The organism is Paenibacillus sp. FJAT-26967 (assembly GCF_001541095.1).
Classification (GTDB): domain Bacteria; phylum Bacillota; class Bacilli; order Paenibacillales; family NBRC-103111; genus Paenibacillus_F.
In genome coordinates this window covers 395,956-416,992 of sequence record NZ_LMXH01000001.1, presented here as the reverse complement: position 1 = coordinate 416,992, position 21,037 = coordinate 395,956, and the positions used below count along the sequence as shown (strand labels likewise).

The following is a 21,037-nucleotide window of genomic DNA, read 5'->3' as shown; positions in this document are numbered from 1 at the left end:
GCTTCCGACATACCGATAGTCGCACCCCTACCTTACCTAATAAGAGGAGTGAAGAACATGAATTCCAATCTTCAAATACCGCAAGGCGAGGAAACCATCCTCATTGAAATGACCGTGAAAGAAGCGATGGCGCTTTCCGGCGAGAAATTCCATTCCAATCATCAAGTAGAGACTGAAGCGGTCAAAAAGGTGAAGAAGAGCCTGGAAGATCGTTTGTTAACCCGGTTCTCATAAGACCGCACGGATCATAAGCAAGACCTTGAAAAGGGCCTAGTCCCCTCCTCAAGGTCTTTTTTGCATGCTCCAGCTCTTCCCTGGAGGAGGCGAACAGTCTGCAGCAGGCACAGGCAAACCGGTGCGAGAGCGAATTCCGGTCCGCGGCAATTTTGAATAGAAACCAGCGCCGACACCATACTAAGAAACGTAATGAACAACCTATCCGGATGACGAGGGGGTGAACTCACATGTCTCACAAGCAGCAGGGTCATGGCCGTCAGAATACAACCACCCGCACCTCTGACCGTAAAAACAGCAGCGGCAAAGGAAAATGATAGGCGTTTGTACGCTCAATACCACTTTGCTGGGAGGTTTGGGAATGATTGAAAACCTGGAAAGCAGTTATGACTGCGCCAACGCCGGCCTGGATTTGCATCAGCTTAAAGAAGAATTACAAGATCTGAGAATTAGCACGGCGTCTGACTCAACGGAGGACAAGGAAAAAGTAAACCGGATCGAAAATCAAATATCTTTTATTGAAAACAAATGCTCCATTCATAACGGTCAACATTGATCTTTTAACTCCATAAGAATTCCTGAATTTATCCGGTAATCTTCCGCTTCTGCCCTTTGGAAAATACGGGATAGCAAAACAAACGCCTGACTCCCGGCTGTACTGAGGGTCAGGCGTTTGGAATTAATTTAAGGACGACGCGATTAAGGCAGTTGAATTCACCCAAGTTCTAACGCGCTATCCTTGATAAGTTAGAGGACCGACTAACCCCCCTATTCCTTAGGCCTGCGGATATTTATTCTCCATCCATTTGGTAAAGGCATTGGTCAGGAACATGGTAACGGCTATATCATCAATGGGCATAAACGGAAGAACGTCCGGCAGAACCCAATAAAGCAGCACCGGGACCAAATACAGCAGCTTGCTCGTAAGCGGAACTCCAGGCGACATAAGCAGTCTGCCCGCCCGTTTAAATAAATGACTCCAATGCCGCAGGGACAGCAGTTTTTTCAAGGGAATCCCTCCTTCGGGACGGATATACGATCTGATCTCTTTCGGCTCGAACCGGATACAGCTTTAACTTCAACTTTCGTGCATCCGTACCTGCCGCTACTTCATACGTAACAAAGCCGGCTCCGTTTCAACCGAAATGAATCTCTATCTCGGCTGAGGGATGAACTTGACAGGCCTCTTGTATCTTTACCCGAATACGGCTGTAAAAAACAAAGCACCCGCATGCATGCGGGTGCTCCGGTAATCATTTGTAGACGATCAACTGCCGCGCAGAAAAAAGTCTAAGTTGATTGGGACAGTCGGGTATTTCTGCCGGGTCATTCAGAGAGGAATCTCCCCGTTCCTATTCTCCGTTATACGTGTTAGTATCCGACTCGCCAAAACGAAGAGTCAGATCAATATTAGCGGGCACATTGCGGACTTTTAAGAAAAGACTAAGTCTCTCCAGAATCTGAGCGACCTCCTCAGCCGGGTAAGTTCCATTGACGTTGTAGCGGAACGTATCCGATACAGGTATAGAAGGAGCAGATACGGACGGACGGTTGCCCTCTTGCATAGGATCCGGCATCCGGCGCATATCCATAGATTCTACCTGACGCTCCATAGGGCGTCCCTGCGGACGATAATTCGTAAAACCCATAAACTTGTTCGAAGTTCTGACTGTATCATTATAAATGTTGAGCTTCTTCAGAATCGTATAATAGGTTGCCGCATTGTTAAGTTTCCACGCTGCAGTAATTTCACCTACAGAGTAATCTTCTTTCCATTGATTAATCAAACGTACTTGTTCTTCACGTTCTAGCTCTTTGAACTGGTCGAGTGGCAAAATTCCGGACATATTATTCCTCCTAGTGAGTTTTTTTTCTACTCTAATCATAAAACAAATCTTAATAAACTTCAAAATGTTATATGTATGTCGGTATACATTCTATTTTACCATTAAAATGCAATTTCATACAGATAAATGTCAGTTGTAATTTCTTCCTTTTTGCCGGTCTGTAATTTGTCTATAAATGTAAGGTCAGGCCCTGACTGGATCTTCTGATCCACACACTCTCTCCACCCTTCCTTAAAACTGTAAATTCTGAACTCTCTTAAAAAAAATAAATAATATTCTTAGTTTCGCTTGATCTTGTCGGTTATATTCTTCATTATTTACAGCTTATACTTATTGTTTCGTAACACTTTCTCTGTTTCAGGAGGTCCCTCTCTTTATTATTACATTAAAATGTTAAATTTCTATTTAAGACAGTAAAAAGCCCGGACTCTTATGTGAGTCCCGGGCTTTTTCGTACCCCTTCTCAGGAACAACCGGCGAGAAAGAAATTTACGTTACTTTTCTCCTTGTCAGAATACACGGCACTCCCTTGCCCAAAGAACCGGGTTGGGACATACGTTCCATGTACCTGATTCCCCTGAGACACTGCTGTTTGCATACCGCACAGATAGATGATTCCACGATTCTCATTGTGTACTGCTCTCTGCCCGATGGTAAATCCTTTTTCTTCTTGCCTGGTTTGCCGCCCTTGCCCGCCATAACGAATCCCTCCCCCATCAACTGATTTAGTATATGGGGAAGGGCCCGCCTCAGATTGGACGTTTGTCACGACACATTCGCCAGGGAACCGGCCGGGGTCGATTACAAAGGTAAGGTCAGTGCCTTCACTAGCAGCCGGGCTGTTTCTTCATACAGATAAGGAAATTGGCTGAGAGGAAGCGGATTCAATCCCATACCCGACTCAATGGTAAACCCTGGCCGCCTGAACTCCTGGATAAACCAGTCCTTATACCCCGCATCGCTTCCACTCAGCTTCACGCTCTTATAGCCGCTTGCAAGCGACAGCTGCAGGGCGATAAACTCAGCATCCTCCGGTTCGTAATCCCTGTAATTCCAGTAAATCTCGCGGCCCTGGGTATGAAGAGCCACGACACAAGCAAAATTACGGCTGCGCGTGAAGGAGGCGATAGCCTGCGCTTCAGGTTCAGTCAAGGGGCCCTCGCCGGTATAATCGCGCGGACCCGGTCCTGCCACTGCGCGGCGCTCCCGTTCGTCTTCCCAATGTGCCGGGAATTGGTCGTTCAAGTCAACGCCGTTCACGTTAGCCTTCCACCGGCGGAAATCAAAGGAACCTCCGTTCCACTCGTAAAGCTGCTCGCACCTGGGGTGGGCGGGGTATATACCGCCCAGCACGAGCTCCACCCCGTCCGGATTGACCATCGGCACCACCCATAAGCTCGTCTCGCTCAGCAGCTTCCGTGCACTAACCCCCCACAGTGTCCCATCCCCGTCAATAGCCCCGGCATATTCCTCCAGAAACTTCATTGCCAGCAGGGAAGTCATCCACTCATTGGCATGAAAGGATGCATTCACATGTATTTCTCTCGGACCGCCGCCGATGCGCACAGCAGGGATTTTACGGCCTAACACGCTGGTTCCAATGCAAACCTCCTTCAGAAAAGGATACCGTTCCTTCAGCTTATCCAAATCTGTCAGCAATTCTGAGTACCCGTATTCCTGATCCGTGCGGACGAGCGCCAAGCTTCCTGCGGGCGGCAAATCAATCGTAACGCCTGTTCTAAGATGTATGGTGTCCAGCCATGAATTTGCATCCTGCAGCTCCTGGACTGTCATACCAAACCGCTGAGATACCTTCTCCCAAGTATCGCCGGACTGCGTTATATATTGATGATCCAGCCGGGGTGGTATGAGGATAACCTGGCCGGGAACAACGTATTCATCCGGTGACAGTTGAGGATTGACAACGGTTAGAGAGAGCAGACTGACCGCATAGAACCTGGCAATTCGCTGCAGGGTCTCCCCTTCCTGGACAACATGCCGGAATGACAAATGCAAGCACCTCCTCAAGCTGCAGAGAAATTAGCGGACTTGAGGCCCCGTCCTGCCGCTTCCCTGCATCAAGTTGTGAGTATAAGTCTATGCGGCACGGCGGCGCTTCATGTCCCTGCCCATGCAGAAGAACCGGCGCTTCCCGCTAAGATCACTTGGATTCTCAGACGGGAAACCCGGTCCTGTTCTTTTGCTTATCGAGCACAGCTCATATAAAAGTCGGAACCTGCCAGACAACCAGCATTCCGGAAAGCTGTTCATGAAGCCATGATTCAGTTATTTTATGAAAAATTTCAGCATCTCCGCTGCAGAAAAATTGATGAACCGGAACTTCGTCCGCTGAAGCCAGCATCCCCTGGTGATATAGAATCGTACTGACTTCCCGTGCTGTTTCATCGGCAGAGGACAGCAGAGTAACATCCGGGCTGACAACCTCTGTAATCGCCTGGGTCAGGAATGGATAGTGGGTACAACCCAGAATTAAGCAATCTATCGGCTTATTAAGCAGAGGACTGAGAGATTCCCGGACAGTTTCCAGCGCTTCGGGAGAATTATAGATTCCCTGTTCCACCAGCGGTACAAGCTGCGGACAAGCCTGGGAATGCACCTGAATGGTAGGCGAAATCGTTTTGAGCGCCAGTTCGTAAGCATTGCTCCGGATAGTGCCGTCGGTACCGATGACTCCGACTATGCCGCTGCGCGTCGATTTGATCGCAGCCCTTGCCCCCGGTGAAATAACGCCGAGTACCGGTATATCCAGCCGGTTGCGGATATCGTCCAGCGCCACTGCCGTCGCGGTATTGCATGCAATTACGATCATTTTAGGTTGAAATTGTATCAGATAATCCACAATCTGGTTTGTAAACAGCTTAACTTCTTCAGCGTCCCGGGGACCGTATGGAGTCCGCGCCGTATCGCCGAAATAAATGATTTTCTCCTGTGGAAGCTGTCGCATTACTTCTTTTACAACGGTTAAACCTCCAACGCCGGAGTCTAGGATGGCTATCGCTTGCTGCACACATACACGCTTCCTTTGCCAGTGAATTGGTTACTCTTCAATACACTCCTAAATACATGGATAGAATATGATCTCCAATGCCGGAATGTACCTAGGTATCATACCAAATTTCAAGCCTGGTGCCAACGAAAGCAGCTTCAGCGGATAATGCTGCCCGCAGCTGAATCCTAGGAATGGCGCGGCAAAGAGGCGCATGGCAGGGCATATATCCAGCAGACCGATCATGAAAAACGGGCGGCTTACGGCTTGATTTCATTAACCAGGCCGAAGCTGTAACCCGCTTTCTTAATATCTTTCAAAATTCTGTCGAGCGCCTCTATATTCTCTTTGGAGCCTTGATGCATGAGAATGACATTACCCGGATGCAGGTTGCCCATTATATCATTATAAGGATCTTCCGCCCCATTCTTACGAGGCTCCCAATCCCTCATGGCTGTCGACCAGAACACGGACGTGTAACCCATATCCGACACCAGATTCAACAGATGCGGGCTGTATTTGCCGTAAGGAAAACGGAAGTAGTTCGTCACTTTCTGTCCGGTCACATTTTTATACAAATTCTCAAAATCCGTTATTTCTTTGCGGACCTGTTCATCCGTCAATGTATTCATATCCCGGTGGGTCATCGTATGATTGGCGACAAGGTGCCCGTCAGCCAGTAATTGACGAATAAAATCCGGGTATTTCTTGACGTTGCTTCCCAGAATGAAAAAGCTCGCCTTGACCTGATTATCTTTCAAAGTCTTCAGAAGCTTCGCGGTATCTCCCATATCCCCGCCGTTATCAATCGTCAGGTACACTTTCTTGCCTTGACCGACCCAGACGGCCTTCTGCTTATCCGTAAACGATTTGGTTTCACCCGGAAAACCCGGCACCTGGCCGGTCGCTTTCTTCATGTAATACCACGAGAGCGCCTTGCGGGCTCCCTTTATCTGGCTTGGAGGTGATTTATCCGGTTCTTTTCCGTCGGGAGAAGCGGTTGGTTTCGTTGTCGGCTTGGCCGAAGGAGCTGGGGACGGCTTGACCGATGGTGATGGCGATAAGGATGGCGCAGGGGTGCTGGCAGGAGGAGCCGGTTTCAATGAGGGCTCCGTGCTTGACTGTGCCGTTGACATTGGCTCAGGTGCTGTGGTCCCTGCCGCAGATGGGCTGGAAGTCGTTGATTGGACGGTAGTATTCCCTGAATCCTTACCTGGAGCAGTGTCGGAACAGCCGGCAGCAATAGAAACCGCAAGCAGAAGAACTGCCGATGCGGAAGCGGTCTTATTCATTGAAATCACCCTAGTTTCCCTGTAATATGTGTCCCGCTTCCATATTTCGACATGAACCCGGGAAATCCCTGTTTATTTATGTAAAAACAAGAAAATAAACTCCCTATCCCGGCGTCATCCCTACGGCATTTAATCTCTAAAAAAGGCTGCGGCGGAATCGGATTGACACGGGCGGGTGATTGCTTTGAACACACAAAAAAAGCGCCCTGAAATTCTTATCGAATTCAGGACACTTCGGTCAGCTGACAAGCTTATCTTTCCTTGCGCATTTGCGCCCATAAAAGGCCCAGTATAATCGTAATCAGGGTAAAAGCGGTGAAGGCCAGCAGCGGGATCGTGATAAACCCTAACCAGTTTATATAATCCTGGTCGCAGGGAACCATGCCGCACTTGGCCGCTCCTTCTTTAAACAGCGACGTTTTCTGCATCAGATAGTGGTACAGGGAAATCCCCATACCCCATACGGAAAATGGCAGCGCATAAAGCACCTGTTTGTTGTCTTTGCGTGCGGCGGCGATTCCGAGAATCAGAACCAGCGGGTACATCAGTATGCGCTGATACCAGCAAAGCTTGCAAGGCGCATACTCCAGAATTTCGGAGAAATACAGGCTGCCGATGGTAGCAACCAGGGAGACCGCCCAGGCCATATGGAGGGCGTTATTTTTGATAAATGAGTTCGATTTCAATGGAATACTGCTCCTCTCTTGGGGTCAAGCATGAACTTGTATTATTATAATCAAAAGAATTGCCGGAAGTCCACGGTAAGCGTACGAACCTGTTCTTCCCCCTGTACTTCCTGCAAGGGAGAATATCCGATCGTGAATAAATTCCCCCCTCATCCTGCCCTCCGACCGAATCCCGTCGGAACGATTCATCTTCCGGATCGGGCTAATCCGGTGCTACCTTCATACGCATGTAGCAGATCCTCCTCCTGTACGCGCTTACAAGAGAAGATTGCCGAAACCTCCGGAAAAAGTTTTAGAGCGGTTAGCACCGCATCTTCTTTGGCTGCCCGCAACTTCTTCCTGCTGCCGCACGCAAGTTCAGGGCATGTCAAGCAAGGTTACACGCCTGTCGGAATAGAGGCTCTTACCTCTCAGAGCAGCGGTTCACCTATGGATAAATGCCAGCCAGACAACCGATGGTCAGCCCCGGCAGCCTCCATTCTGGATGAATTGCAATTTCTGTTAGAACTAGCATAATTATCTTACAAAATCTGAGCAGATTCAAGACTAATTCCGACAAAAAAACACCACCCGGAAGGCATGCGGATCACCAATGGTTGATCCAATCCTTCTGCAGGTGGTGTTTTGCTATTAATCATATAGTGATGAACCTTATACCGTTATTTCTTCAGGCTATCCCAAGTCTTCTGGAATTCGGTAAGCATCTGGTCTTTGTTGACCTGTTTGCCTACATAGCCCTGCATAATATCACCGAACTTCTTGGAAGTCGCTTCACCGCTAGGGAATTTAAACCAGTTCCAGGAAAGAATTTTGTCTTCTTTAACATATTTCATAATGTCAGCTGCCAGCGGTCCTACTACTTTCTCGTCAACCGGAATGGTTTTGACTGCCGGGATGAATTTGAATTCGTTGGTGATGTATTTCTTGCCCATATCGGAATTCACGAGCCAGTTCAGGAACTTCTTCGCTTCTTCCTTATTCGCGGAATTCTTGTTTACCACCCAGTTGTTCGGCACGCCTACAAGCAGTTTATCGGAAGCTGCCGCATCGTCAGAGATCGGCATTGGCAGGAAACCGATGTTGATGTTCGGGTTGGTTTTGGAAATTTGAACTTGTGTCCAGTTCCCCTGCTGCGTCATAGCCGCTTTACCGGTCGCAAACTCCGTTACCTGCGTGTTGTAGTCGGTTTGCAGCGGATTTTTGTTGCCGTATTTCAGTGTCAGGTCGAACAGTTTCACCCAGTTGTCGAATGCCGCGTTGCCGGGAATTTTGGCTGCACCCGCATTGAGATCTTTAATAAACTTGTCAGGGTCTGCCTGGTTAGCAAACGGTACGTTGACGAAGTGGTTGCCGAGTACCCACCACTCGCCGTAGCCGTTGACGAATGGAGTAATGTTCTTGGCTTGAAGCTTCTTGGCCGCTTCTTCCAACTGCGTGATTGTTTTTGGTAATTCTGTAATACCGGCCTGCTGGAACAGATCTTTATTGTAAATGTAGCCGTAGCCTTCAAGACCGATCGGCATGCCGTAGATTTTACCGTCTTTGGTCATCGGATCGCCGGCACCTTGTGCCAGATCCTTCACCCAAGGCTGGTCGGACAAGTCTTCGAGGTGCTCCTGCCATACTTCCATATCCGCATTACCGCCGTTGTTGAAAATATCCGGTTTATCGTCGGAGTTGAACTTGGCTTTCAGCGCAGCGCCGTAATCCGCACCGCCGCCTACCGTCTGAACTTCGATTTTGACGCCTGTTTCTTTCTCATATTCCGCAATCAATTTCGTAAGTGCTTCAGCAATCTCTACTTTAAACTGGAACATTTTCAGCTTGACGGTCTTCTTATCTCCGCCGTCTGCCGTTGAACCAGGAGTAGTCCCCGCATCTTTATCACCGCAACCTGCAAGAAGTCCCCCAACAAGTGCTGTCGTTAATCCAAGTGCAAGCCATTTTCTATTTCGGGTCATTTCTAATAACCTCCCTTTTCTTATGCAAAACGAATCTGTTTCTTAAGAATGCTTTATGCGTAAACCCCGGATAACCGGGGGAACCGCCACTTGCTTGCAGCTTATGCTCAGCCTTTGACCGAGCCCGCTGTAATGCCTTCAATAATGTGCTTCTGAAGAATAAGGAAGAATACGATAATCGGCAGGACACCGAGTGTCAGAGCCGCCATGGCCAGATCCCACTGTTTCGTATACTGTCCGAAGAATGCGTATGTGGCAAGCGGGATAGTCTGGAGCTTCATGTCCGTCAGAATGAGCGATGGAAGCAGATAATCGTTCCAGATCCACAAGCTGTTCAGAAGAATCACCGTAACTGCAATCGGTTTAAGCAGCGGGAAAACGATTCGCCAGAAGATGCTGAACCAGCTGCAGCCATCCACCGTGGCGGATTCTTCGATTTCTTTGGGAATACTTTTGATAAAACCATGAAACAGGAAGACGTTAAGGGAAACTCCAAACCCGAAGTAACAGATAACGAGTCCCAGTCTGCTGTCCATCAATCCGAATTCATTGGCCACCTTCACAAGCGGGATCATAATGGATTGGAACGGAATTACCATGGCCGCTACGAATATGAGAAACAGCAGATTGTTCAATTTCGACGGCTTGCGTACGAACCGGTAAGCGGCCATGGAAGAGAAAAGGACCAATCCGATGTTCGAGAGAACCGTAATAATAAGAGAGTTACCCATGACTCGCGGAAAATTAATAATATCGATGACACGCGAGTAATTGTCCAGACTAAACATTTTGGGCAGTGAAGCCGTATTTTGCAGAAGCTCGCCAAACGGTTTGAATGAGTTAACCACTACAAAGTAAAAGGGTACCAGGAATAAAATACCCAGAATTATCGTTAAAGCTTCTAGTATAAAAGTACTGGTTCTGTATTTGCTCCCGCTCATGACTCCACCTCCTTCTTCTTGGTGATGCTTACTTGGATGAGGGAAATCAAAGCGACTACGAAGAAGAATACCAGCGCTTTAGCTGTACCCAGACCTAACCGGTTGTTCCGGAATGCCTCCTGATAAATATTCAAGGCTACCGATTCGGTTGAATTGAACGGTCCGCCTTTGGTCAAGGACAAGTTCAGATCGAACATTTTGAAAGCCCAGGAGATCGACAAGAACAGACAGACGGTAAATGCGGGCATAATGAGCGGGATCGTGACACTGCGGAGCAGCTGCCATTTGCCGGCGCCGTCAATTTTGGCGGCTTCAAACAAATCACGCGGCACGTTAGCAAGCGCGGCAATATAAATGACCATCAAGTAACCCGCGCCCTGCCATACCGAGACAATGACGATTCCCCAGAAGGCAGTAGGCGCATCGCCCAGCCAAGGAAGATTGAAGAAGGACCAGCCGGTCATCTCTCCGATCGACGCGAAGCCTTTGACGAAGATAAACTGCCAGATAAAGCCGAGCAGCAGTCCGCCGATCACGTTCGGCATGAAAAACACGGTCCGAAGAATATTTCTTGTTTTAAAAGCTTGAGTAAGCAGCAGAGCCAGTATAAACCCGACCGCGTTCGTTAAAATAATCATGGCTACCGAGAAACGGATCGTAAACCAGAAAGCATTGCGGAAATCCGCATCATCGAAAAGAATTCGCTTGAAATTATCCAATCCTATAAATTTGACCCCGTTACTGACTCCATTCCACTCGGTTAACGAGTAGTACAGACTCATAATGAAGGGAACCGCAACAATCAGCGTAAAAAACAACAGTGCGGGCCCTACAAACACCCATTGTTGAAGCCAATCATGTTTCTTGGAACGTGCCGACATGAATTCCCTCCCCCTTCCCAACATGCAATCGCTTTCATATGAGGGTTTTTTCGTTATATGGCTATTGTAAATCAACCGGAATTACGAAAACACTTCTTCAATTGCTCCCTTGGTGGACTATTTTGCGCACCCCGCGACAAACCATAACCTGCGTGTACATTTTGACCGCTCCCGTGTTACTCTCTATTTATGCTCATTAAAGGAGGGGTTGCGATGCGTTCGAGGCTGCGGAATAAACTGATCGCATTCATCTTAGCGGCGACCATTCTGCCGATTGCGACTTCCATTCTTGTCTCGCATCTCTATACGAAGACCAATCTGGAAGAGAAGGCAATCCGAGATAATCTTAATTTGATCCACCAAGGAAAACTGAACCTGGAGACTTATTTGAAAAGCATGGAACAGAACCTGAAACTTCTGTATCACAATGCTAAATTAATGGAGATACTCGAAAACCGTGTGGAACAGAACTTCTCCGAGCCTCGCTTGTTCCTGACCGAGCAGGAGATTCTCCGTTCGATGCAGACCATTATCTATGCTTCACCGGATGTCCGGCAAGTGTACCTATATGTAGAGCAGGTTCAGAAATCTTACCTGCTTTCGGATAACCGGCTTGTCCGGACCGATCAGGGAATAGGGCCGTTTAAACCGGATCTCCAACAAGGAGAAAGCAAGATTTTTCCGCCACATATTCCTTCTACGTACGGAAAATACTTTTTTAATTATGCGACAGCGGACGTTTTCACTTACCAGGCTGCGCTATATAATGTAGTGGACAACATTCCACTCGGATCGATGTCGATTGATTTTTCTCCCGATACCATCGCAAATATAAGCAGCGAGCTCTACTCACAGGGAAGCGAAGAGCTCTTTATCGTCGGAACCGGCGGGGAGATTATGTTCCAAGCCCACCCGGATCCCATAGACGGCCAAAAAGCGCGCGCACCCTGGCTCAGTGAACTGAGAACCGCCGCTGCGGATTCCCAGCGCGGCTATTTCCGCTCCAAGGACAGCACCTTTAACGGGATTCACATCTATGAAACCATAGATGCTCCCGGTGGACCCTGGCTGCTCGTCAAAGGGATACCGGACTCGGTCCTATATGAGAGCCAGCGCGAACTAACCGGTATCAATACGCTAGTCGGCATCATCTTTCTGGGTTTGGCTACCCTGGTGACGATTTTCTTGTCGTTCCGCCTGACGGCTCCGATCTCTGCTCTGATCGGCTATATGAACAAAATCGAATCCGGCAATATGAACGTGGATATCCGTGTCAAGGCCGACGATGAGCTCGGTATTCTTGCGCGCCGGTTCCGCTCCATGATGCATACGATCAACGAACTGATTTTAAGGGAATATAAGCTGGAAGTCGCGAATAAAACTAATGAGCTCAAGGCTTTGCAAGCGCAGATCAATCCGCACTTCATTAATAACGCTCTTCAGTCGATCGCTGCCCGTTCTCTTCAGAAAGGAGACCGTGAAGTTTATTCCCTTATCTCCTCGCTGGGCAAAATGATGCGCTACAGTATGAAAACCGAGGAGACGATTGTGCCGCTTAAAAGCGAATGGGATTACGCCCGCTCGTACATCAAGCTTCAGAAGCAGCGCTTCCGAGATCAATTCGAGTGTGACATGCAGCTGGACCCGGGACTTGAAGGCATTCTCATTCCTAAAATGATCATTCAGCCATTAGTCGAAAATTATTTCAAACATGGCTTCGACGGTGCCCGCAGCGACAATGAGGTGCTTGTCCGGTGCTTCGCTTCTCCCGGCCGGGATGTCCTGCATATTGATGTGACCGACAACGGGTTCGGCATCGGGGAGACGGAGCTTACCGAGCTCCAGGAAAGTCTTGTAAACAGCGTGGCTGAGATGAGTACTCCGGGCAGTCACATCGGGCTGGTGAACGTTCTGTCCCGCCTCAAGCTCTATTACCGGGAACAGTCCCGGATGGAAGTGCAGCGCAGTGATTCAGGCGGCTTCCACGTGCGAATAACGATCCCGATTATGCAGGAAGAGGTGGAGGCTAAGTTATGAAGGCGCTCATTATTGATGACGAAGCCCATGTCCGGGAAACCATCCGGCTGCTCGTAGACTGGGACCGCTTCGGCATTACCGAGGTTTATGAAGCCGCCTCAGGCGAGGAAGGCATCGAGCTTCTCCAGCAGGAGAAGCCCGGCCTGGTCTTCACGGACATCATGATGCCCGGCATGACCGGTCTGGATGTGCTCAGCCGGATTGCGGAAAGCGGCATCCGCAGTAAAGCGATAGTCATTAGCGGTTATGACGACTTCACCTATGTGCGAAGCGCTCTGCAATTCGGCAGCTTTGATTACCTGCTTAAGCCCATCGACGAGGAAGAACTGGAGGACGCCGTGCGTAAAGCCGTGGCAGCCTGGCTGGATGAGGAGAACGAACGCTCGGAGCGGCTTCAGTCCGAGACCAAAGCCAATCTGTACCGGCCTATGCTCGCAGACAAGAGCTTCGTCCAGCTCCTGCTGGACCCGGATCAGTACCCGATGCATGCCGCTACCCTGCAGAGGGAATTCGGCATCGGCAGCGATCAGAAGCAGGTGCTTGCAGCCGTGGTCTCTCTGCAGACGCTGGATACGAGATTACAGGCCAAATTCGCCAGCGCGATGGATCTGCTGCTCTTTGCCGTAACGAACATATGCAGCGAATTTATGAGCAAGGAAAATCTCGGCTTGGCTTTCCGCCACTGGCACCGTCACGAGGCGGTTCTCTTATTCTTCGACCGGTTCGAGAAGGCTGGCGCCATGCTGGAGCAGATCAACGAGGGGCTGTACGCCGCTCTGCGCGGCCAATTTCATCTCGGCTACGGAACGGTCCAACCGTTCCCTTCCGGCATCCAGCGTACCTTCCATGAGGCAGAGACAGCCCTTCAGCTGCGCAATATGCGGGATCAGACCGCCTATCTCCACCCATACGAACTGCGTAAGCAGGCCGCTCATATGCTGCAGGCTCCGCTTGCGGCCTATGAGGACCGGCTTGTCTTAGCGGTCCGTATGAACGACCTTGTGCAGATCGGGCGCAGTCTGGAGGATTGGGAAAGCCAGGCCAGTAAGCATCCTTACCTTCACATCCGCCAACTGGAGATGTGGTGGCAGGAATTCACGCTCATGCACAGCCGGCTGCTGCTGGAGAACGAAGTTGACGACGAGGGCGAAGAATTGCTGAGCGAAGCGGATGACTTGTCCTTCAGACTGCCGCTCAATGATCTGGGTCAGCCGGATCTGACCATCTGGACGAAACGGATGGAGCGGATTCTCACGGAAATCGCTGGATTCCTTCTTCGCGGGGACCGGAATCCTGTCATGCGCAGCATCGAGAAATATATCCGGCTGCACTACCGGGAGCAGATTCCTCTGGAGAAACTGTCCGAAACCTTCCACCTGAGTCCAAGTCATATTTCGCGCTCGTTCAAAACAGAATTCGGTGAAACTCTCACCGACTACGTGACCCGCCTTCGGATCAACAAAGCGAAGCTGCTGCTCGCCGATCCCGAGCTTAAGATCACTTCGATAGCAGAAGCTGTAGGCTATCAGGATGAGAAGTACTTCAGCCGTGCTTTTAAGAAGCTTGAGGGCGTATCACCCAATATGTTCCGTAAGCAGCACCTTGCTGCCCCGTTATCGAAATGATCTTGACGGGATGCAGTCAAGCTTTTGCAACTCATTCTTCTTGAGTGCCATTCTTATTCCTGACTTCTTAAAAATTCATGCTTAAAAACCTTCAAAACCACTGGGAAAGTGGAATTGAAGGTTTTTTTAATAGCACGTATAAAGTTATCACTTCCCTACAATGACAAGATCCTGGGCCGCTTCCGAAGCAGCAATTTCCTCGTCGATCAGTTTGCCTGCATCCGTACAGCCGCGGTCTCTCCAGGACCGGACTTCAGCCGTGACGCTCGCCGTCGCTTCCTTTGCCTTATCAACCAGATCGGACGTTTTCTCTCCTACCGTACGGGCAATTTCCTGCGTCTTCTCCGATACTTGAGCTGCCTGCTGCGCAATGTCCGCTCTGAGTTCTTTGCCTGATTTGGGCGCAAATAACAACGCCGTGACCGCGCCCACTACACTACCGAATACCGCTCCGTAAATCAGATCTTTCCCTCTTGTTGTTTTGGCCATCCTGCATCGCTCCTTTTTTAGGATCATTCTCCATATTCTCGTCCCCTGCCAGTGCCCGGCTTCTTACGCATAGTCCGGCCTCGTCTGCTCCCGGACTACTCTGCTCCGCTCCCAGACAAGTGCTCTTTGGACCGGCTGCTCTGCCAGCGTCTCCAGAGCCCGATACCGGCCGCCCCCCACTCCGCAGCATCTGCGATCCGGTTCTGCCGAGTATGTACGGCTTGCTGCACCTGCAGAACCGAATCGACCAGGAGCGCGGAGGCCTTGCCGATGGCATCCGCTCCCTCATCAAGCGTGCGGCTGACCTTATCCACTGCGGAGAACGCTTCCTGAACCGTCTTCACCCGCTCCGCTGCAGCCTCGGTCAACTCGCGCGCCGAGGCGATCAGCGCTGCCGCTTGCTCTGCCGTCTCCTCCAGCCGGTGCCGGGACTGCAGCACGGCGGATTCCATCCGTTCCAGCGATTGGCGTAAGGCCTGGAGCGTAACAATCGTCTGCCAGACCAGCAGCGAGAAAGCGATGACCGCGCCGGCTGCGGACATTTCGATCCACGTCATATAAGCGGACACCTCCGAATGTCATGTTCTTGGAGCATTGGATCAGCGGCGGCTTAACGCCCCGGTTAGACGAATGCCCAGGGAATAATACAGTATAAGCAGGAACGCCTATTTTTGACACAGATTCCTGCAAAAAATACTTGCTCTAACGCAGAAACACCCGCCCGCCGCTCAAAAAGCGGTGGTGCGGGTGCTGCAAGGGGACGCTTATTCTGCTGAAAGTAAAGCGGCTTTAGGTTCAGGGCGGTATTCAGGGAAGCGCTTCTGCAGTTCCTCTACAATAAGCCTGAAAGCCTGCTCCTCATCCCCCGCTTTGAGCATAACCGTTTCCTGCGTATAACTTTGCGCGGCATGCTCATATCTGGGATCATAATAATTTTCAAGCATCAGCTCGACTGCTTTACCGAATTCATCCGCTGCCAGATAACGGCTGATATCGGCCGCAATAGGGGAATGAATCCGTTTCTCAATAAGACCGAATGCGTCGACGCATTCTTCTTTGTGAAGCTGTGGCTCGTAATCTTCTACAATGTGACGGACTCTTTCCGCAATCGGGATATCAATAAAGAGCGGTATTCCCTGCTCCTTCGCTTGATAGAGAAACTCGGGCATAACGGCTTTGCCGACCCGCTTACTCTCCGCCTCAATAAGGACAAACGGCTGTGCGTTCACTTCCTGAAGCTTATGAATCAGATGAGATTCGAATGCTTTCTGGTTGTTCGGCTTCAGCCCGATCTGCCCGAAGATCGATCCCCGGTGCTGCGCCATTTTCTCCAAATCTATGACAGGATAACCCGCTTCATCCAGCCTCTGGAGCAGGTGCGTTTTGCCGGTGCCGGTCGGGCCCCCAATGACTACACAGACTGGTTTGAAATCAAAAATCCCAAGCTGCTCCACCGTCCATTTGCGGTAGGAACGGATTCCGCCCTGAAGCCGGTACACCTGCATCCCCATCAAGGAGGTTACCGTAGCCGCCGTCTTGCTCCGCATGCCGCCTCTCCAGCAGAATACGGCTTTCTGGCCCGGAATTTCCTCGAACTGCTTCATGAATGCGGGCAGCTTGGCGGAGAAGATCTCCAGCCCTCTCTCTTTGGCGGCCTGGACACTGATTTGCTTGTAAATCGTTCCGACTTCCTTACGCTCTTCATTATTAAAAACCGGTATATTCATGCTGCCCGGGACCGTGAATTCTCCGAATTCCCCTTCCGAGCGAACGTCGATAAGCTGAATACCCCGCTGCTCCTGAAGTTCTAGCAGCTGTTCTACGGTTATGTCTCGAAACATATGTCTTACACTCCTTCTGTAACAAAAAGACGATGGCCGCCAAGGCACAAGCCCGGCCGCGCAGATGAACAACGGGCCAAACCCGTTCTAGCGGATGCTCTGCTCCACCATGATGTGTCCGGGATGCTCATCGGTCGTCTCGCCGATTACAGCCGCTTCAACGCCCGCTTCGATAAGCTTCGCCAGAAGCTGGTCTGCATCCTCAGCGGCTGCCGAAATGAGCAGCCCGCCCGAAGTTACCGCATCGCACAGCATCCACTGACCGATCTGGTCGATCGAAGCATCGAATGTAACACTCCCTTCGAGATGCGCGAAGTTGTTCTTGGTGCCGCCCGGTACGAATCCGGCTTCGGCTAATTCACGGACACGCGGCAGGAAAGGAACCTGCTCGGCACCAATCCGGACCCCCACACCGCTTCCTTTGGCAACCTCGGAAGCGTGCCCGAGCAAGCCGAAGCCGGTCACGTCGGTGCATGCGTGAACCTCAAAGCCGTCCATCACTTCGGCTGCTGTTTTGTTCAGCGTAGACATGACCGTCGTGACGCGGTTCACTTCTTCTTCGCTAAGCTGATCCTTCTTAATCGATGTCGTCAAGATGCCGACTCCGATCGGTTTCGTCAGGATCAGCTTATCTCCGGGCTTCGAGCCGGCGTTCGTGCGGACGCGGTCCGGGTGGATAAGACCCGTAACAGCCAGGCCGAACTTAGGCTCATTGTCATCGATGGAATGTCCGCCGACCAGCGTGGCTCCGGCTTCCTGTACCTTGTCGGCTGCGCCGCGCAGAATATCGGCGAGCACTTGTTTGTCCAGGGTTTTGATCGGAAAAGCCACAATGTTCAGGACGGTCAGCGGTTTGCCGCCCATCGCATAAATATCACTGATTGCATTCGCCGCAGCAACTTGCCCGAAAGAATACGGGTCATCCACAATCGGAGTAAAGAAATCGACGGTCTGGACCAGCGCCAGCTCATCATTCAGTTTATATACACCCGCATCGTCACTGGTATCCAGTCCGACAAGCAAATTCGGGTTAGGGACCGGTGCCGGAATACTGCGCAGCACCTGGCTCAAATCGGCCGGGCCGATTTTACAGCCGCAGCCCCCTTTGCTCGAAAGCGAAGTTAATTTAATCCGTTCTGTTTCTTTCACGGGTTTCACCTTTTTCTCGCATAGTTTTTTTGCTGACTCTCTCTATTGTAACCGATGAGGGCATATTCTTAAAATAGCTTGGGTGTCCTCACAGAAGCCGTTGACCTCATGACTCTGCCCTGCCAGTTGTGATAACATAAACAATAGAATCCCGCATGCCCGCGGGCTAAATGAACCTTGGAAAGTGAAGTGAGCTCAATGAATCGCGAGCAAGGACTCCAGGAATTGGAGCGCACCCGAATAATTGCCATCCTCCGGGGCGTCAAACCGGACGCTATCACACGGACAGCGGAAGCGCTCCTCGCAGGCGGCGTTACTGTCATGGAAGTAACGCTGAATACGAAGGGCGCACTCGATATGATCCGCGAACTTCAGCACTCCGTCGGGAGCCGCATGTATATCGGTGCAGGTACTGTACTCGATGTCCAGGATGCGAATGATGCACTGGATGCCGGAGCTGCCTTCCTCGTCACCCCGAATACGGACGAAGAGGTCATCCGCCTCGCCGTGCAGCGGAACATCCCGGTATTCCCCGGTGCGATGACACCGACGGAAATTGTGAAAGCCTGGAAAGCCGGTGCCCACGCGGTTAAAATTTTCCCGAGCACGGGCCTGGGCCTCCCCTACATACGCGAGTTAATGGGACCGCTGAATGCCGTACCGATGGTCGCCGTGGGCGGAGTAACGGCCCGTAACGTCGCGGACTTTCTCGGGGCAGGGTGCTGCGCCGTCGGGATCGGCAGCTCCATTTGCAAGCTGGACGATATCGAAGCCGGGCGGTATGACCTCATCACCGAGAACGCGCGGGCATTCACTTCCGCCATTACGAACTGGAGAGTAGCCGCATGGAATCGCTGACTTTCCTCGGCACCGGCGACTCCCTGGGTGTTCCGCGCGTCTACTGCGACTGCGCCGTATGCACCGAAGCACGCTGCACAGGCGTAAACCGCCGGCTGCGTTCCTCGGTGCTGCTGCACACCAGCGGCGAGCGGCTGCTGATCGACTGCGGCCCGTCTTGGGGCACGCAGATGGAGCAGACGGGGCTTCGCGATCTGCGGCATGTGCTGATCACCCATGCCCACTACGACCATATCGGCGGGCTCCCCGAATATGCGGACCTCTGCCGCTGGCTGAAGATCCGCGGCACCATCTACGCCGCTGCGGAAGTGATCGAGCGGCTGAGGGCTATTTTCCCGTGGATCGAACGCAACGTCAACTATGAAGCAGTCGATGACGGCTTTGCGTTCCACAGCTGGAACATCCGGCTGTGGAAAGTTGCCCACGGAGCCAACGGCACTTCGTTTGCGCTGCGCTTTGACCGGAGTGAAAGGGCTCTCTGCGGCAAGTACAGCTTCGTCTATTGTCCCGATTCCATTGATCTGAGTGCGCAAGAAAAAGCACCTATGAACGGAGTTCAACTGCTTGTGCTCGGTACAAGCTTCTATAAGGAAGAGGGCGGAGGACGTTCGGTCTATGACGTAACAGAGGCTCTCGAACTCATCCGGGAAGCGGGGCCGGGCCGGACTCTATTCACCCACCTGTCTCACGGCATTGATCTTCTCCATGATTATGGACTGCCGGAAGGCTGCAGGTTTGCCCAGGCGGGTATGAAGGTAAAGTTGGAGGATTATGAAACCGGGCAAGACAGGTCATGATACACAGCCAATTCTCCTCCTAAAAAGCACCCGGGAGCCATGTTTCAAATGGCTTTCGGGTGCTTGCCGTTGTATAAAGAAGCAGGGCCGCGCTTAAGAAGCCTCCACCGCCGCCATATAAAAAGCCAACCCATCGTCCGGATGGACGGGATTGGCCTTCAAGCTCTTGAAGCTCAACCTGTTGTCATTACGCAGCAGAAGATGTCGTATAAAGTCAGCCGCCGGAATGGATCCGGTAAACGCACTTGGTTCCTCCTTTGGCCAGACACTCGGTCCTTTCAACCGGAACGCCAAGCAGCTTACGGAACAAATTCAGTTCACAACGGCAAGCCGTTGAGTATTGGTCTGCAACCTGCGAGATAGGGCAGTTATGTTCATTGAGAATCATTTGACCATTCTCCGCCTGTTCCAGGCTGACCATATACCCATTCTCGTTCTGAATGCGGGCCAGTTCCTCCACTTTCTCCGGGAGGGACTTACCCTTCATACGCAGGCCGTACCTCTCTGCCAGTTTATCTTCCCGGCGTTCAAAAAGCCTGTTCAGCTTCTCCTCGCCTTCTTCTGCTACCAATTCTTCCAATATATCTAGCGTAAGCGTATGATATTTCTTGGGAAATAATTCATCTGCCTGTTTGGACAGTGAATACATATGCAAAGGCCGGCCCATAGCTTGCCGAACCAATTCGGATTGAATCAATCCGTCTCGATCAAGCGTATTTAAATGACGTCGTACCGCCATCTCCGTAATGCCAAGTTCCTTGGCCAAAACGCCGACGCTAAGCGGACCTTGAGTCCGAAGCAGAGACATAACTACTTTACGGGTGGACGGCTCTGTGTCGCGGTTCATGAGAATCACCTGCCTGATGCCTGGATATTCTCATTGTATCGTAACATCTCTCATAAGTAAATTATGATACATTCATGTTTAGAAAACTTAGTAAGTATCTGGACAGCCGGATCAGATTAATTCTTTACGGATAAAGACGTCCACAGACTCTTTGAAAACCGGCAAAATGCGAGGCAATTCGCCAAGCAGCGGATGTTTGCCGTCTCTTGTGTAAGAATCGTATTCCTGAACCAGCGGCCTGCGCAATTTTACCAATTCAAGAAGGGTACTCATTATCTCATCCGAGAATACACGCTCGCCTCCCAGAATTTCGACAATGTCCTCATAACTGCTTGCATCTCTCATCATAAAACCGTCAATCAGCAAACTTCCGACATCCGTAACAGTCTCGATTGCAAGGTGGAGAACTCTTTCTTGGGCAAAATAAGTGATAATTTTAGGACTGCCCTTCTCAAATTCACTATCCAATTCCTCACAAGCCTGAATAAGCTGGGGAATAAAGGCTAGTCTCCGGTTAATTTGATCTACATTCACATAATACATGG

23 protein-coding genes are annotated in these 21,037 nt (G+C 50.8%); 7 read left to right on the top strand and 16 right to left on the bottom strand.

Annotation, left to right across the window (positions count from 1 at the left end; all coding sequences use genetic code 11):
• Window positions 1–57: 57 nt before the first annotated feature.
• Window positions 58–234: a hypothetical protein gene (locus AR333_RS24880; protein WP_166541796.1), complete on the top strand. Its 177-nt coding sequence runs from the start codon at window positions 58–60 to the stop codon at window positions 232–234.
• A 361-nt stretch (window positions 235–595) separates the two neighbouring features.
• The gene (locus AR333_RS01920) at window positions 596–790 is read left to right on the top strand and encodes a hypothetical protein (protein WP_068773660.1); all 195 of its coding nucleotides are present in this window, start codon (window positions 596–598) and stop codon (window positions 788–790) included.
• A 219-nt stretch (window positions 791–1,009) separates the two neighbouring features.
• On the opposite strand, the gene AR333_RS01915 is transcribed toward AR333_RS01920, so the two are convergent.
• The 6 genes from AR333_RS01915 to AR333_RS25250 all read right to left on the bottom strand — a co-directional run bounded on the left by AR333_RS01915 (window position 1,010) and on the right by AR333_RS25250 (window position 6,005).
• On the bottom strand, window positions 1,010–1,249 hold the full coding sequence (locus AR333_RS01915; protein ID WP_172798816.1) for a hypothetical protein: 240 nt from the start codon (window positions 1,247–1,249) through the stop codon (window positions 1,010–1,012).
• A gap of 337 nt (window positions 1,250–1,586) precedes the next feature.
• Window positions 1,587–2,081 (bottom strand): hypothetical protein, encoded by a 495-nt coding sequence (locus tag AR333_RS01910; RefSeq protein WP_068773658.1) that lies wholly within the window; start codon window positions 2,079–2,081, stop codon window positions 1,587–1,589.
• A gap of 489 nt (window positions 2,082–2,570) precedes the next feature.
• A complete protein-coding gene (locus tag AR333_RS01905) occupies window positions 2,571–2,780 on the bottom strand; it encodes a hypothetical protein (RefSeq protein WP_068773657.1) in 210 nt (69 codons plus the stop codon).
• Window positions 2,781–2,882: 102 nt separating this feature from the next.
• On the bottom strand, window positions 2,883–4,091 hold the full coding sequence (locus AR333_RS01900) for a M14 family metallopeptidase (RefSeq protein WP_068773656.1): 1,209 nt from the start codon (window positions 4,089–4,091) through the stop codon (window positions 2,883–2,885).
• A gap of 208 nt (window positions 4,092–4,299) precedes the next feature.
• On the bottom strand, window positions 4,300–5,109 hold the full coding sequence (gene racE / locus AR333_RS01895; protein ID WP_068773655.1) for a glutamate racemase: 810 nt from the start codon (window positions 5,107–5,109) through the stop codon (window positions 4,300–4,302).
• Window positions 5,110–5,348: 239 nt separating this feature from the next.
• Window positions 5,349–6,005, bottom strand: a complete 657-nt coding sequence (locus AR333_RS25250; protein WP_253735695.1) for a polysaccharide deacetylase family protein — start codon at window positions 6,003–6,005, stop codon at window positions 5,349–5,351.
• A 19-nt stretch (window positions 6,006–6,024) separates the two neighbouring features.
• Between AR333_RS25250 and AR333_RS25245 the strand changes: the two genes are divergently transcribed.
• Window positions 6,025–6,405, top strand: a complete 381-nt coding sequence (locus tag AR333_RS25245) for a hypothetical protein (RefSeq protein WP_253735694.1) — start codon at window positions 6,025–6,027, stop codon at window positions 6,403–6,405.
• Between the two features lie 226 nt (window positions 6,406–6,631).
• On the opposite strand, the gene AR333_RS01885 is transcribed toward AR333_RS25245, so the two are convergent.
• The 4 genes from AR333_RS01885 to AR333_RS01865 form a co-directional block, all read right to left on the bottom strand.
• A complete protein-coding gene (locus AR333_RS01885) occupies window positions 6,632–7,066 on the bottom strand; it encodes a disulfide oxidoreductase (protein WP_068773653.1) in 435 nt (144 codons plus the stop codon).
• A 659-nt stretch (window positions 7,067–7,725) separates the two neighbouring features.
• Window positions 7,726–9,027: an ABC transporter substrate-binding protein gene (locus AR333_RS01875; protein WP_068773651.1), complete on the bottom strand. Its 1,302-nt coding sequence runs from the start codon at window positions 9,025–9,027 to the stop codon at window positions 7,726–7,728.
• 107 nt (window positions 9,028–9,134) lie between these two features.
• Entirely contained in the window at window positions 9,135–9,968 is an 834-nt protein-coding gene (locus AR333_RS01870; protein ID WP_068773650.1) for a carbohydrate ABC transporter permease, read from the bottom strand.
• Window positions 9,965–10,849: a carbohydrate ABC transporter permease gene (locus AR333_RS01865; RefSeq protein ID WP_068773649.1), complete on the bottom strand. Its 885-nt coding sequence runs from the start codon at window positions 10,847–10,849 to the stop codon at window positions 9,965–9,967. Before AR333_RS01865 ends, AR333_RS01870 begins: the two co-directional genes overlap by 4 nt.
• A gap of 213 nt (window positions 10,850–11,062) precedes the next feature.
• On the opposite strand from AR333_RS01865, the gene AR333_RS01860 reads away from it, so the two are divergent.
• The gene (locus AR333_RS01860) at window positions 11,063–12,886 is read left to right on the top strand and encodes a sensor histidine kinase (RefSeq protein ID WP_068773648.1); all 1,824 of its coding nucleotides are present in this window, start codon (window positions 11,063–11,065) and stop codon (window positions 12,884–12,886) included.
• Complete coding sequence (locus tag AR333_RS01855) at window positions 12,883–14,511, top strand: response regulator (protein WP_068773647.1); 1,629 nt, start codon at window positions 12,883–12,885, stop codon at window positions 14,509–14,511. The genes AR333_RS01860 and AR333_RS01855 overlap by 4 nt, the downstream gene beginning before the upstream one ends.
• Before the next feature lie 147 nt (window positions 14,512–14,658).
• Here the strand turns inward: AR333_RS01855 and AR333_RS01850 are convergent, their stop codons facing one another.
• The 4 genes from AR333_RS01850 to selD form a co-directional block, all read right to left on the bottom strand.
• The gene (locus tag AR333_RS01850; protein WP_068773646.1) at window positions 14,659–15,000 is read right to left on the bottom strand and encodes a YtxH domain-containing protein; all 342 of its coding nucleotides are present in this window, start codon (window positions 14,998–15,000) and stop codon (window positions 14,659–14,661) included.
• Window positions 15,001–15,095: 95 nt separating this feature from the next.
• Window positions 15,096–15,557 (bottom strand): DUF948 domain-containing protein, encoded by a 462-nt coding sequence (locus tag AR333_RS01845; RefSeq protein WP_068773645.1) that lies wholly within the window; start codon window positions 15,555–15,557, stop codon window positions 15,096–15,098.
• A 207-nt stretch (window positions 15,558–15,764) separates the two neighbouring features.
• A complete protein-coding gene (gene mnmH / locus AR333_RS01840) occupies window positions 15,765–16,841 on the bottom strand; it encodes a tRNA 2-selenouridine(34) synthase MnmH (protein WP_068773644.1) in 1,077 nt (358 codons plus the stop codon).
• An 87-nt stretch (window positions 16,842–16,928) separates the two neighbouring features.
• Entirely contained in the window at window positions 16,929–17,990 is a 1,062-nt protein-coding gene (selD, locus tag AR333_RS01835; RefSeq protein ID WP_068773643.1) for a selenide, water dikinase SelD, read from the bottom strand.
• A gap of 198 nt (window positions 17,991–18,188) precedes the next feature.
• On the opposite strand from selD, the gene AR333_RS01830 reads away from it, so the two are divergent.
• Both AR333_RS01830 and AR333_RS01825 read left to right on the top strand, forming a co-directional pair.
• Window positions 18,189–18,848 (top strand): bifunctional 4-hydroxy-2-oxoglutarate aldolase/2-dehydro-3-deoxy-phosphogluconate aldolase, encoded by a 660-nt coding sequence (locus AR333_RS01830; protein ID WP_068773642.1) that lies wholly within the window; start codon window positions 18,189–18,191, stop codon window positions 18,846–18,848.
• Window positions 18,836–19,645: an MBL fold metallo-hydrolase gene (locus AR333_RS01825; protein ID WP_068773641.1), complete on the top strand. Its 810-nt coding sequence runs from the start codon at window positions 18,836–18,838 to the stop codon at window positions 19,643–19,645. The genes AR333_RS01830 and AR333_RS01825 overlap by 13 nt, the downstream gene beginning before the upstream one ends.
• Window positions 19,646–19,859: 214 nt before the next feature.
• On the opposite strand, the gene AR333_RS01820 is transcribed toward AR333_RS01825, so the two are convergent.
• Both AR333_RS01820 and AR333_RS01815 read right to left on the bottom strand, forming a co-directional pair.
• The gene (locus AR333_RS01820; protein ID WP_068773640.1) at window positions 19,860–20,492 is read right to left on the bottom strand and encodes a metalloregulator ArsR/SmtB family transcription factor; all 633 of its coding nucleotides are present in this window, start codon (window positions 20,490–20,492) and stop codon (window positions 19,860–19,862) included.
• Between the two features lie 111 nt (window positions 20,493–20,603).
• Window positions 20,604–21,035, bottom strand: coding sequence for a DUF86 domain-containing protein (locus tag AR333_RS01815; RefSeq protein WP_068773639.1), 432 nt, complete (start codon window positions 21,033–21,035; stop codon window positions 20,604–20,606).
• Window positions 21,036–21,037 lie beyond the last annotated feature (2 nt).